The sequence below is a fragment of the Pseudomonas sp. UBA3149 genome, from assembly GCF_002364655.1.
Classification (GTDB): domain Bacteria; phylum Pseudomonadota; class Gammaproteobacteria; order Pseudomonadales; family Pseudomonadaceae; genus Chryseomonas; species Chryseomonas luteola.
In genome coordinates this window covers 79595-92404 of the sequence record NZ_DEYV01000032.1, presented here as the reverse complement: position 1 = coordinate 92404, position 12810 = coordinate 79595, and the positions used below count along the sequence as shown (strand labels likewise).

Annotated in this window: 16 protein-coding genes and 1 tRNA gene; 10 read left to right on the top strand and 7 right to left on the bottom strand. The window is 53.8% G+C overall.

What is annotated here, in order from left to right; genetic code table 11:
- The first annotated feature begins 10 nt into the window (after window positions 1-10).
- Both B3729_RS20070 and B3729_RS20065 read left to right on the top strand, forming a co-directional pair.
- The gene (locus tag B3729_RS20070) at window positions 11-304 is read left to right on the top strand and encodes a YcgL domain-containing protein (RefSeq protein ID WP_019366981.1); all 294 of its coding nucleotides are present in this window, start codon (window positions 11-13) and stop codon (window positions 302-304) included.
- 42 nt (window positions 305-346) lie between these two features.
- Window positions 347-1279: a D-2-hydroxyacid dehydrogenase gene (locus B3729_RS20065; protein ID WP_125889634.1), complete on the top strand. Its 933-nt coding sequence runs from the start codon at window positions 347-349 to the stop codon at window positions 1277-1279.
- A gap of 45 nt (window positions 1280-1324) precedes the next feature.
- Here the strand turns inward: B3729_RS20065 and B3729_RS20060 are convergent, their stop codons facing one another.
- The gene (locus tag B3729_RS20060; protein ID WP_286788797.1) at window positions 1325-1921 is read right to left on the bottom strand and encodes a nitroreductase family protein; all 597 of its coding nucleotides are present in this window, start codon (window positions 1919-1921) and stop codon (window positions 1325-1327) included.
- 294 nt (window positions 1922-2215) lie between these two features.
- Between B3729_RS20060 and B3729_RS20055 the strand changes: the two genes are divergently transcribed.
- Window positions 2216-2665 carry a YcgN family cysteine cluster protein gene (locus tag B3729_RS20055; RefSeq protein WP_010794722.1) on the top strand — a complete coding sequence of 150 codons (450 nt, stop codon included), beginning with the start codon at window positions 2216-2218 and terminating at the stop codon, window positions 2663-2665.
- A 1-nt stretch (window position 2666) separates the two neighbouring features.
- Here B3729_RS20055 and B3729_RS20050 read toward each other — a convergent pair whose 3' ends face one another.
- The gene (locus B3729_RS20050) at window positions 2667-3425 is read right to left on the bottom strand and encodes an SRPBCC family protein (RefSeq protein WP_286788796.1); all 759 of its coding nucleotides are present in this window, start codon (window positions 3423-3425) and stop codon (window positions 2667-2669) included.
- Window positions 3426-3560: 135 nt separating this feature from the next.
- Entirely contained in the window at window positions 3561-5582 is a 2022-nt protein-coding gene (locus tag B3729_RS20045) for a S9 family peptidase (RefSeq protein WP_286788795.1), read from the bottom strand.
- Between the two features lie 130 nt (window positions 5583-5712).
- Between B3729_RS20045 and B3729_RS20040 the strand changes: the two genes are divergently transcribed.
- From B3729_RS20040 to B3729_RS20015, 6 genes are all read left to right on the top strand, one after another.
- The gene (locus tag B3729_RS20040) at window positions 5713-6180 is read left to right on the top strand and encodes an MFS transporter (protein ID WP_244322562.1); all 468 of its coding nucleotides are present in this window, start codon (window positions 5713-5715) and stop codon (window positions 6178-6180) included.
- Between the two features lie 246 nt (window positions 6181-6426).
- Window positions 6427-7200, top strand: coding sequence for a class II glutamine amidotransferase (locus B3729_RS20035; RefSeq protein ID WP_286788794.1), 774 nt, complete (start codon window positions 6427-6429; stop codon window positions 7198-7200).
- 43 nt (window positions 7201-7243) lie between these two features.
- On the top strand, window positions 7244-7759 hold the full coding sequence (locus B3729_RS20030) for a DUF2937 family protein (RefSeq protein ID WP_019366989.1): 516 nt from the start codon (window positions 7244-7246) through the stop codon (window positions 7757-7759).
- A gap of 593 nt (window positions 7760-8352) precedes the next feature.
- A tRNA-Val gene (locus tag B3729_RS20025) sits at window positions 8353-8429 on the top strand.
- Window positions 8430-8593: 164 nt separating this feature from the next.
- A complete protein-coding gene (locus tag B3729_RS20020; protein ID WP_286788793.1) occupies window positions 8594-8941 on the top strand; it encodes a hypothetical protein in 348 nt (115 codons plus the stop codon).
- Window positions 8942-9326: 385 nt separating this feature from the next.
- Entirely contained in the window at window positions 9327-9548 is a 222-nt protein-coding gene (locus tag B3729_RS20015) for a hypothetical protein (protein WP_073450168.1), read from the top strand.
- A 65-nt stretch (window positions 9549-9613) separates the two neighbouring features.
- Here the strand turns inward: B3729_RS20015 and B3729_RS20010 are convergent, their stop codons facing one another.
- From B3729_RS20010 to B3729_RS19995, 4 genes are all read right to left on the bottom strand, one after another.
- On the bottom strand, window positions 9614-10306 hold the full coding sequence (locus tag B3729_RS20010) for an endonuclease I family protein (RefSeq protein WP_286788792.1): 693 nt from the start codon (window positions 10304-10306) through the stop codon (window positions 9614-9616).
- Between the two features lie 165 nt (window positions 10307-10471).
- Entirely contained in the window at window positions 10472-10786 is a 315-nt protein-coding gene (locus tag B3729_RS20005; protein ID WP_010794713.1) for a hypothetical protein, read from the bottom strand.
- Window positions 10787-10919: 133 nt separating this feature from the next.
- On the bottom strand, window positions 10920-11153 hold the full coding sequence (locus B3729_RS20000) for a hypothetical protein (RefSeq protein ID WP_010794712.1): 234 nt from the start codon (window positions 11151-11153) through the stop codon (window positions 10920-10922).
- A gap of 416 nt (window positions 11154-11569) precedes the next feature.
- On the bottom strand, window positions 11570-11806 hold the full coding sequence (locus B3729_RS19995) for a hypothetical protein (RefSeq protein WP_286788791.1): 237 nt from the start codon (window positions 11804-11806) through the stop codon (window positions 11570-11572).
- Between the two features lie 529 nt (window positions 11807-12335).
- Here B3729_RS19995 and B3729_RS19990 point away from each other — a divergent pair.
- Complete coding sequence (locus B3729_RS19990; RefSeq protein WP_286788790.1) at window positions 12336-12677, top strand: I78 family peptidase inhibitor; 342 nt, start codon at window positions 12336-12338, stop codon at window positions 12675-12677.
- The last annotated feature ends 133 nt before the right edge of the window (window positions 12678-12810 follow it).

The window sequence follows — 12810 nt, the reverse complement described above, 5'->3', positions numbered from 1 at the left end:
CGGAGTACTCATGAAACGAATCTGTTCCATTTACAAAAGCCCGCGCAAAAGCGAAATGTACCTCTACGTCGACAAGCGTGACGGGCTTGCCCGCGTACCAGAAGGGTTGATTGCAGCCTTTGGTACCCCTCAGCTTACGTTTGAATTCGTTCTTACGCCGGAACGACAGCTGGAGCGCGAAGACACTGCAAAGGTTTTGGAAAATTTGGAGAAGCAGGGTTATCACCTGCAGATGCCACCACCTCAGGAGGAGTACATTGAGCATCTGCCTGAGCATTTGCTGCGTATGAACGACCCCGTGTAACGCGACAGTCATTACCACTGCTTGTCAAGGAAAGACCAGATCATGCGTTTCTTGTTGTTGGAAGACAGTTATCAGGACTATTTCACCGCGTTGCATGGGTTGGACGCCTCTCTGGAAATAGTCGGAGGTAATGATCCGGAAAAGGTGGCAGGCGTAGCTGCCGAATGCCAGATCTGGCTAGGGCAGCCAGATCTCGTCGCAAAGCTTCTGGATCAGGGGCTCAAGCCCTCATGGGTTCAGTCCACCTGGGCGGGCATCCGGCCGCTACTGGCCTCCGGGTTAACGCAGGACTATGTGCTCACGCGCGCAGTGGGCGTGTTCGGGCAGCTGATGAGCGAGTATGTGCTCGGCTATCTGCTTGCCCATGAGCGATGTCTCTTGGAGCGCGCTCGAAAACAGGCGGATCGACTCTGGGAAGCCTGTACTCCCGGCTCGCTGGCAGGGCGACGTGTTCTTATTGTCGGGGCCGGTGACATTGGCCAGGATGTAGCACGCTTTCTAGCGCCTTTTGGAGTTGAGCTCTACGGTATTGCCAGAAGCCCGCGCGCACTGCCCGGCTTTCTTGACGTGCATGGTCTTGAGGACTTGAGTCGTGAGGCCTCGAAAGCTGACTACCTCATCAACCTTTTACCTGACACTTCGCATACGCGTGATCTCTATACGCTTGACCTGTTCAAACAACTGAAGCCTTCGGCACTGTTCGTAAATGCAGGACGTGGCACTGCCGTTGTGGATGCCGATCTGGTAACAGCATTGGAGCAGAAATACCTGGCCGGCGCCGTGCTCGATGTTTTTCGAGAGGAGCCGCTGCCTAAGACTCATGCGTTCTGGTCGGCGCCTGGACTGATCATTACCAGCCATACCGCGGCAGTGTCTTCGCCCCCTTATATTGCCCGACTCTTTCTTGAAAATCTGAGCCGCTACCGCAACGGAGAGGCATTGAAAGGGCAGGTGGATTTCAAGCAAGGGTATTGATTGCGTGCAGAGCCGGCCTATTCGTAAGCCGGCTCTGTGGCGGCATTAGCCGAGAGTGTAAGGGCCTTCGGCAGCCAACTCTTCGACTGGCCGACGTGGGCTGGGCAGCTCACGGGCCTGTAATTTCTCAGACAAAGACGACTTGTCGCCCAGCTTGCCGATGGCAACTGCCATTTCGATCTTGAAATCGGTGGGTACTTTCAGCTCCTGACGAATCAGGTCGTACTCGATACCTGCCATCCCGTGGGTATGAAAGCCCAGCTTGCCAGCCTGTAGCGACATAAAGCCCCAGGCTGCGCCGGTATCAAAACTATGGCTACCTAGCGGAACCTCATCGCTACCGCCGGGCGGTACGAAGGTAGTCTTGGACAAGACGATGACCAACGCCGCAGCATGTTGTGCCCAGCTACGATTGTATTCACTGATCAGCTTGAGAAAGGTATCCCAGTGCGCAGAGCCACGGCGAGCATAGAGGAAGCGCCAGGGCTGAGCATTGTAGGCCGAGGGCGCCCAGCGAGCGGCCTCGAAGATGCTCATCAACTGGTTTTCTTCTATAGCGGCATCACTGAAGGCGCGGGGAGACCACCGTTGGACAAATTGCGGGTCGACTTCATACTGCGGAACACGAGTGCTAGCGGTCATGTGACGTCCTATGCAGGTAAAGTGTTACGCGTCGCCCTGGTTCGGCCTGAAGGAAATGATATGAAGCACGCCATGCAGGAGCCATCCTGACTTCAGCCATTCTGGCCGCGGATGCTGTTTCGCCTGCGCATGGGTTCGTCACATTTTACGCTCAGGCAGGCCCATGAGCTGCGCATCTGGAGAAGCCCTGTAACGTTAACCTCCAGAAGGCTGCGGCGACAAGCTGCACGAGCGGTGCTTGGCCGATTCGTGCATGAGGACTAGACTGCGCGCTTTTCGCAACCGACTACGTTCATGGCTGATATCACTCGACCTTTCTGGAAACGCAAGACCCTAGACCAGCTCGACCAGGGGGAGTGGGAGTCCTTATGCGACGGCTGTGGCTTGTGCTGTCTGCAAAAGCTGGAGGATGAGGACGATGGCAGCGTGTATTACACGCGTATCGCCTGCAAATTACTGGACCTGAAAACCTGCAAGTGCACCCGCTACGCTGAACGGAAGCAGTTTGTGGCTGATTGTATTCAGCTCACCCCAGGACAGGCTGATGAATTCAAGTGGCTGCCGCCCACCTGTGGCTATCGCCTGGTGTCAGAAGGCAAGGACCTGCCGCTCTGGCATCCCTTGGTCTCGGGAGACGAAAGCGCCGTACATGATGCCGGAATCTCCCAGTCGGGCCGCATGCTGAGTGAAACCCAGGTAGCGGAAGAGGACTGGGAAGACTATATGATCTTTCGGGCGGGCTGAGTCAGCCCACCGGGGACGGATCGGTCAGCGATGCGTTTCCGGTAATGGTTACCGTCTGCGTGGCGCTGGCCGCACTTTCCATCAAGCGTTTCAAATGAGTCAGGTCTCGGGAAGCCTGTGACGCCGGATCGCGTTTCATGATCTTGGCGAGGCTGTGCCCCAGTACGCCGCCTGGCGGATCATAGGCAATCAGGGTTTCGACTTCGGTACTGCCATCAGGACGCTCATTGAAGGCTACCCAGCCCATCGTATTGAGATCGCCGCCGGCGATGGAGCGCCATCCAATCAAGTTGCCAGGCTCGTCCTCCGTGATGACTGAATCCCACTCCAGCGGGCCGGTTGGGCCTTGAATCACCCAGTGAGAACGTTTGTCGTCCAGGATGTCGATGCGCTGGATCAGCTCCATGAATGCAGGCAGGTTCTTGAAGTCGCGCCAAAACCGATAGAGCTCGTCCTTGGGTCGATTGATAACCACGCAGCAAGACTCGGTCTTGGCATTTTTCCAGTGATAGTCGCGCATCAGCTGGCGTTCAAACTCACTATGGCTCAACGCTTGTTTGGCAGCACAATGCCCTGAATAACCTCGGTAAAGTGCCAACGCCCCGACCGCCATCCTGGCAACCCCGAGCAGGCCGCCCTGTCGTAGTCCCTTGATCAATAGCAGGCCACCCCCTGTCAGGGAGGCAACACGCTCAAGTCCCCCCACATTTTGCACGCGGTCTGAAAGATGGCTGTTCCGGGTAGCACGGCGGCCCAACATGGCAAGCTCCTTGATGACAGGCAATTACAAAAAGACCGCGCCAAGGCAAAGCTGTTCCGGTGGGATCGATAGCTGGTTAACAGATCGGAGCGTTTCCAGCAGGCAGGGTCTGATGCTCTGCCTGCTGGAAGCGTATCAGTGACTTAGTCCAAGAACCTTGAGCAGGAAAGCGTACTCAAGTGCTACGTCACGTAGCGCCTGATAACGGCCGCTCATGCCGCCGTGACCTGCGCCAAACTCGGTCTTGAGTAGCAGCAAGGCATCATTCGTGCGTGTAGCTCTGAGCTTGGCTACCCATTTGGCCGCTTCCCAGTACTGCACGCGAGTGTCGTGATAGCCTGCTACGGCCAGCAAGGCTGGATAAGCCTGGGCCTTTACATTTTCGTAAGGCGCATACGCAGCGATGCGGGCGTATACATCGGCCTCACCTGGATTGCCCCATTCATCGTACTCGGTGACGGTCAGGGGAAGGTCCGGCTTGAGCATCGTATTGAGCACATCCACGAACGGGACTTCTGCAATGGCTGCTGCAAACAGATCAGGCCGCTGATTGAGCACGGCGCCAATTAACAGGCCGCCAGCACTACCGCCGCTGATGCATAACTGCGAGGCGGTGGTATGCCCCAGATCGATCAGGTGTTCGGCGCAGGCAATAAAGTCATCGAACGTGTTCTGCTTGTTTTCCAGCTTGCCCGCCTGATACCAGGCTTCACCCAATTCGCCACCGCCTCGCACATGCGCGATGGCAAAGGTGAAACCACGATCCAGCAGGCTCAAGCGTGCATGGGAGAACCAGGGGTCTAGGCTGTGACCATAAGCGCCATAACCGTATAGGTACAGCGGGGTAGGCTGGCCCACCCGATCCTTGCGCATGACCAGGCTGACCGGGATCTGCGTGCCATCTGGCGCCGTAGCCCACAAACGTCGACTGACATAGTCGTCGGCATTGAACGGCCCCTCTACCGGGACTTCCTTCAAGACCTGTTGTTCGCCGGTGGCAAGGTCTAGTTGGCGTACCTGTGCAGGGCGATTGAGTGACTCATAACGCAAACGCATGACCGGGCTGTCAAACTCCAGCACGTCGATCATCCCAAGGTTGTAAATCTCGTCAGGTAACTGTACCCGATAGGCAGGTGCGTTTTTGGGGCGTACCTCGAGCACCGGCAGGCCTGACTCGCGCAGATTCAGGATATAGCCATTGGCATTGAGGTTTACCTCTTCAAGCATGCGCTCGGGATCATGTGGAACCAGCAGCTCCCAGTGCTCACGGCTGGGCATGTCATCTGGCGCTTGATACAGGGCATAGTTGATACCTGCCTGATTGCTTCGAATCATCCAGCCATCAGCTCCATGATCAGGGAAGTACTCATGACCTTCCTGACGAGGGGCTACACAGACGAAAGCCTCGCTTGGCCGGTCCGCGTCCATGACCCAGGCTTCACTGGTGGTCTTGCTGTGGGACAGGAGAATCAGCTTGCGCTCGGAGCTTGAGCGGTAGCATCCGATAAAGAAGCGGCCATCTGTCTCGTGGAAGACCATTTGCGCCTCTTGATCACCCAGGCGATAGCGATAGAGCTTGTGAGGACGATGAGCCTCGTCACGCTCTCCGAAAAACAGGGTTTGGCTATCGCCAGCCCAGGTCATGCTGCCATCGCAGTCATTGAAAGAAAGTTCGGTCAAGTCGCCTGATGCCAGGTCTTTTATAAATAGACGATAGGTTTCGTCACCAGTCTGGTCCAGGCTGTAACCCAGCTTGGTCTGATCAGGGCTGAGCGTGAAACGGCCAATTGACAGAAATCCGCCACCGGCCAGTTCATTGGCGTCGAGTAGCAATTCCTCCTGGGACTCATCGATGGTCAGCGAGCCGTCCCGGGGGCGAGGGCAGCGGTAATGGCGCGCATATTCATCACCGGCGCGGGTTCGGTGGTAGTAGAGATAATCTTTGTACGGTACCGGCAGTGACAGGTCCGTCTCCCGGATGCGTCCCTTGATCTCCTGGAAAAGTGTCTCACGCAGCGCGGCTTCCGGCTGCAATACCTCGTCCAGATAAGCATTTTCAGCTTTCAGATAGGCCAGCACTTCAGGATCATCGCGTTTCTCCAGCCAAACGTAGGGATCTGCGCCGTGCGTACGTTGAGCGAGAGGAGGTTGTGTCATGGGTGACTCCTTAGGTGTCGGTGGACCGGTTTTGAGGTGCCTGTGCATGGGCAGGGCGCGAGTAGGGGCGCCCAACCGTGCAAAAGTCGCTATCATAGGCATCCTTTTTATAGACCCGCCATGTATCGAAATGACTGAGCACGATTACCTGATTGCCTGGGCTGTCTATGGTGTTGCCGCACTAGGCTGTCTATGGGTGTGTTTCAAAGCGACCGGCTGGATGTGGCGTTGGCTGCGAGAACCCATCCGTTTGATTGTTGCCCTGATACTGTTCTCTCCGACGATAGCAGACCCTGAGCACAGCTTTTACGCACCCTCCAGCGCCATTGTCGTCATGGATCTCGGCTTCCATGTAGGAAACAGCGCCTGGCGGGCTGTGGCGGAAATGGCGTTGTATGGGTGTATCGCATTCGCGGCATATCTCATCTTCGCGCTGATCCGCTGGCTGTTTCAACGCTCCCGGCGCAATGATGAGGCTGCCAACCAGGCACCACCTCCTGCTGACCAGCCTGCTCCCACAACAGTGAACAACCCCTCGCCATCATCCCCGCCACCGCGGGTTCCAGAGCGTCGTACACGCATCGAGCCGCGCCTGTAGCTATCACGCCGCCCTTGTCTGTTTGCAGGCTGGGGCGAATGTTCTCCGTCTGGCTGGGTCCATCTCTATGTATGTTCATAAGACAAGTGAATGATAGGAAGCCGCCGGGAGTACCGTCAGGTAGCCGTTTTATTGCCGTATCGTCGTCAAACAGCTGATTCGAAACTGTTTCTTGGACATACTCATTGTCTGGCAGAGGGCCTGCTATTAGAGCATCTCTCGTGCCGTATCGAATGAGGTCTGGATATGTGTGAATTGTTGGGCATGAGTGCCAATGTTCCTACCGATATCACCTTCAGCCTGACGGGGCTGATGCAGCGAGGAGGACGTACCGGTCCCCACCGGGACGGTTGGGGCGTGGCGCTGTACGAAGGACGCGGACTGCACATGTTCAAGGATTCCATGCCGGGAGCGGATTCTGAAGTGGCTCGCATGATCCAGGGCTATCCGCTCAAGAGTCGCACGGTTATCGCGCATATTCGCCACGCTAATGTCGGCTCGGTAAACCTTGCCAATACACACCCTTTCGTTCGGGAGCTGGGAGGGCGCTACTGGTGTTTTGCCCATAATGGCCAACTCAACGAGTTCGCACCAGATCCCGGTCTGTTCCAGCCAGTAGGGGACACGGACAGTGAGGCGGCATTCTGTTATCTGCTCAATGAGGTCAGGCGGCGTTTTCCCGATCCGGTGCCTGTCGAAATGCTCCTGCCTGTTCTGGTCGGAACTTGCGATCACTTTCGCCGCTTTGGTGTGTTCAACTGTCTGCTGAGTGATGGTGACTGGCTGTTCACGTTTTGCTCGACCAAGCTGGCCCACATTACGCGACGGGCCCCGTTTGGTCCGGCGCACTTGAAGGACGCCGACCTGACGGTAGATTTCAAGGCTGAAACAACGCCTGATGATGTGGTTACAGTGATTGCGACAGAGCCTTTGACGGCCAACGAAACCTGGGCGCTTCATCAGCCTGGTGAGTGGAAATTATGGTGGGATGGCGAAGTCGTCACCCAGGGGCGGGTCTAAACGGTTGTAGCGAAGCCTGCTATTCAATACGCAAGGAGTTATGATGCTGCGTAGTTACATCCGGCTAATCCTGTTTGCGCTAGGCCTTCTGGTTGGTGTGCAGATACCAGGGTTTATCACTGATTACAGCCAGCGTATCGAGGCCCATCGCCTTGAAGCCCATCAGGCGTTGGAAGGGTATCGCAAAACGGCAGGCGAGTTTTTTGGCGGTGATATGGATCGTCTGGTAGCCCATTATCGTGCCAGTGATGATCCGGTCTTCCAGAGCGATGCCGATAGCCTTGGCATGCTGATGCGCCGTGAGCAAATGCTCGATTCGCAATGGCAGGCATTGCAGGGCCGCTGGTATGAGCGCGCTTGGCATGTCTTTACCAAGGCTAACCCAGCAATACTTGAAGAGACGTGGCAAGGCTACCGTTATCAGGTTGTCCTGACGCCTGAATGTATCGGTTGGGGGCTGGCCTGTGCCTTTTTACTGTCCTGGATCATCGAGGCCATCGCCTTGGCATTGGCTGTACTTATCATGCCGCGGCGTAGGCCAGCGCGACGTCTCGTCTAAATTGAAAGGCCGGAAAATTCCGGCCTTTTTTGTGTCGCTCAGCCTGCAATGTGGGCAACTGCCTCTATCGACCGGCAGTCGCCTGCTTTAGTGGGCCTGATTTCAGCACGCTTCGTGATAACCATGACGCTGATCCATATCCGTATCACTGCCGAGCATCTTCTTGACCGATACGGCATAGGTACTTTGTATGCGCTGGTCAGGTGTATAGATGAGTCGGTAGTGGCTTTGAAAGATACAAGTCCGTGGTCGACTGAGCGAGTCGCTGAAGAAGGGCGCGAGGTGATAGGCCATCGTCCCAGGGGTATGGTGGAATGGCAGACTTGCGCGGCCTCTGGCCGAGGCAACAGGTTTCTCCGTAGGCGAAAGTTACTGTAGTCATCAAGTTGGCTGAGGGGCTGTTTAAGCGGAGGTTGTCGGTATGCAAGGCAGAAGATCTAGCCTATCCGGTTGCCAAGCCATTTAAGGTTCAGTTCTCTCACTAGGGAATTACCGGATTTCAGGCTATGCCAATAAATTTTCGTCTTTTCAGTGATTTAGAAGAAAAAAGGCTTGACGACCCAGTCTGATTCCGTAAAATGCGCACCCACAGCAGGCACGTAGCTCAGCTGGTTAGAGCACCACCTTGACATGGTGGGGGTCGTTGGTTCGAGTCCAATCGTGCCTACCAAATATTCCCGCACTGCTGGCGGGGCAAGAAGCCGATCCGAAAGGATCGGCTTTTTTGTTTGGGTCGTTAAAACATTTCGTCTCAAACACAGTTCAATAATGTTCTCAAATTGACGTATAACGTCAGGTCTTCTGACTGACGAGTCACGGTGCCAGGAGTGGGTAATGAAATGGTTTTGTGTAGGAGCCGTGCTTCTACTCGCCGGGTGTGCAAGCGTAAAAGATCTGGAGCAAAGTCCGCCTTCAATGGATGTCAGATCAGGTAAGGACGTTCAGGCCTATACCCAATGCCTGGTTGTTCGACTGGCTAAAAGTCGGGCGCCTGCAACGCTGGCAGGAACAGCTAGCGAGCAAAGGATTATTGTGCCATCCAAGGTTTCTTCTATTCCTGCTGCGGTTATCCATGTAGACGACAGCTCTCGTGGCAGTCACATCACACTGCACGAACGCATGGCTAACAATCCTCTTCGGCCCAGCGATGTTCGCGAGGCGGTTAAGTATTGCATTGACTAACGGGTCAAGCAGCGTGCCCTTTAGGTTGTTTCGAGAGCACGCTCTCAGTCATCTAGAGGTATGAGAAAAGTGCGCCGAATAAAATGACCCAAACGACCGGGACGGAAACGTAGAGAAATTTTTCGGTGGGCGTGAAGGGCTTTTTACTGATCATCGCGAGTGACTGCCTGTATGAATTCGCTATGTGATGAGTGGGACATTAAGGCCGGAAATATGCCTGAGCTACATGACATATCGGCGTAACAGGCGAAACTTGAAGTGGGCAGGTAAGGGCGGCTGCAATGGCAGATGAATGGTCGCGGCATCGGTAGGCGTTCAGGCTGGGTGCATGAGTGTCCGGTCTGTAAAATGAAAGCCTGATAATAATTCTTCGCGGGAAGTAGAAATGCAGGACGTGTTGATCCACGTATGGGAAAGGATTTTCTGGGTAATGCTTTGGGCGGTTCGTTACCTGCCGGCTACGCTGGCTATTCTGGGAATAGCGCTGATCGTGGGTGTCAAGAATAACCATACATGGTGGGGGCGCGTCGTACTGCTTCTGTTTGGTCTCGTAACACTTCTGGTAGCAATGACCATCCAGATTCTTTCCTCTTCCCCTCCTGCCTGAACTCTTTCAATTCGCCTGTCCTGTAGCGTTGGTTAGCAGTCAGCGCTACAGGATGATCAGTGATCTTAGGTACGACAGGCCTTGAGATCGACGTTTCCAACGTATTTATTGCCGTGACCCATAATGCACGCCAAGCGCTGGTTTCGTTGGCGCTCCCACCGCTCGGCCGGGTATTGCTTGTTCCAGGCTGAATACAACTGTTGGTCCTGCTTGGATAAGCGCAAGTCATACCGTTCGCTCATGTACAGGTAGGTGCGCGCAATCATGCCGCGGATTTCTGGGCGGGGCATGGCTTTTTTGGCCTTGAAGTCGACCACCATCTGGCAGGCTCCATACTGGGTCGATTTCTGTGGCAGCCAGCCGAACGCAAAATTGCTGCGGTCGCCATTCACTTCACCGATGACCGGTACCAGGTTGAACAAATCAGCTTCGGCTTTCTGGTAAACCGGATCGCTTGAAGTACAGTTTTTTCTTCCTCCTTTTTGCCAGCACTGGCGCTGATGGCCGATAACCCAGGCAGGCACGATGTGCTCCCATTCGATGCGAGAGGCTCTGGTCGCATTTTTGCGGGGCACATAGCCACAACTTTTCAGGTCCACCGTCTTGCCGGAGTAGTGGCAGCCGCAATAAAAATCTACAGGTTGCTGCTTGTAGACTTTGGCGCCTATCACTTTGGCTTCGCGAAACGTGCGAGGCGCTTCTGCATGAGCCGGAATGATAAAAAAGAAGAAGGAAATCAGAGAAAAAATACGAAACATGGCCGTGCTCGATAAGTAAATCGGCGCGGATGGTAACGGGCAGCGTTGGGTTTGAGGAAGGCAGTAGGACTAAAATGAGAAATGGCTCACTGTATGGATAGACAGTTATTTGGCGAGAGGGTAATTGCTAGCGACTTACTGTCATGTAACCCGCTAGCGACAGGATTAGCGACGTGTACGCTTGGCTGCCTTTTCCCACTGCCCAATCATCTCAAGAGTAAGGCGCTCGTCCCAGGACTCCAGCTCAATGTTTTGAGCCAGCAGTTTTTTACGGGCGGCGACCAGAAGGTGGTGTAGGGAAGTAGGATTGCAGTAGATCGCGGTACGGATACGCCCGGATTCAAAGTGGATAACTCCCTGAGGATCTATCGCTTTAAAGGCAAAGGTACCGCGAGAATCACGGTTGGTGAAATGGCATTCCAAGGGTGCCAGGGCAGCTTGTATTCTGGAGCGGGCGGCATCGTAGCGAGAGGGTTGCATGTCAGTATGCTTAGAACGACTATTTAGGATGGCACACTGACATTAAGTTTATACAGTAGTTCGATAGGAAGCGCTGTTTGAGCCTTTAATTGTTAAAGATATCTATTTTGCAGGTTAAAGCCGTTAAGAATCTCTATTTTCGGGTGTCTCTAACGATGCAGACAATCATGGCGATAGTGGCCACAATCATCGTTGCAATACCGAAGCCCAACTGAATTCTGGCTTTGGTTTGATCACATATTTCAGCAACACCGCCATGCGAAGGACAGCCGCCTGTTGTAAACCAGTAGGCATTACCCAGAAGTAACATCCCAAAGGCGCAGGCGATGAATGCAGTCAACGCCAAAAACAATACTGTGCGTAACATATGGACTCTCTAGGTAAAGCGAATGAATGCTGATCGGCAGTAGGCGATACGAAAGACATGACTCGATGCGTATTGGCTTGCCTCTATTCTCATTATAACGTGCTTAAGGGCAGAGAAAGGTAAGAACCAATACCCGGTATGAATGCCCAAAATATTGCTGCTTACTTCTTGGAGATGCCAACATGCCTGAAACTGATCATATAAATCCTGACCAGATCGACGTCGACCCTGAGATTCAGCCTAACCCTAAAGAGGCTCCTGTTCCTCTGGAGTCTGATGAGGACGCAGAGAACAAATAACCAGACGTTGCCGACTCATTTATAACGAACTGATTTATAAATGAGTCGTGCATGATTCGAAAAAGCAGGACAGGCTGTCAAGCGTAGCAAGGCCCATCTAGCAGGGCAGGCGGATGCCTAGCGATAAGCCCAGTCGATGTTAAGCAGGTTGAGCTTTTGTGCACGCAGACGACGCTTGTTGAGTTCGTCACTATAGGGGGGGAAATCCAGTTCCAGGCTCTCGCCTCCATGCTGTTTCAGTACGTACAAAAGGACAGTGCCTTCATCGACATCAGTCGGCGCATCGGCTATTGCCAGTTCTCTTGGTTCTCCTGCCTCTTCATAGGTAATAACCAGGTTGCCTGCATTGCTCATGATCGTACTCCCTTAGTGGTGTAATTCGATGAAGCCGTCTCTTTTGACGGGCTAATAATGAATTCATTCCTTACAAAGGCAGCCTGAATGGCTTCCAGGCGTAAACGCATGGGTTTTGCATTCTGCTAAGGTAAGTACGTCACACTTTCGACTGATGTGAATTGTGAGCATTGATAGGCGCACTGAAAATCTCGCCCTAATTTAGGAGAGGGTTTAATGCTGCATGTATACATGCCGATGGGTAGTTCAAGGGATTCTCTTTGTCTGTCTTCTGATGGCCATGTTTGGCCCTCAAATGACATGGCGCTATTTCATAGCTCGCCGCATTGCCTCCCGTCTAGGTATACAAAGTCTTTTCGAGCTTAATACGTTGGTTGTTGGCTTCTTGCTACTGGTCGGTTTCTTTCTGGTACGGTGGAGCACGCACGCTCCCTCTTGAAGACGGTAAGCCATATTTACAAAGTAGCCCTTGTTGGCGGGTGCTTCGAGTCCGTATGGTAGAGCTTTATGTAAACGATAAGGCAGTGTAATGACTTGGAAGTTGAGTTCCCTGGCAGCGTTAATTTCTTCCTTGGTTCTTGTAAGTGCCTGTAGCAGCTCTCCAGAGTCTGGCAGTAACGAACGTACCCGAAGCAGTGATGCAGCTACATCCGCATCCTCACTTGGAAGTGGTTGTAATTCCGATGCTGCACAATATGCGGTAGGTAAGACGGCTACTCCTGAACTCTTCAAGCAGCTTCAAGAGCGCTCTGGTGCAAGGATTACGCGTCTTGTGCGTCCAGATGATGCCATGACGATGGATTTCAACTCTGAGCGCCTGACGATTACCACTGATGAGGCGCTTGTGATCAAGACGGCTCGTTGTGGCTGATACGTCCGAGGGCGGGCCAACACTGATGCCTCTGATCAAGTTGGTCTGCCTGAGTCTACTCTGAATCGATCAATCTACTCTCGTTGTGGATAGGATGGCTTTGGCCTGTGTCTATCTTATGAACACGGATTAG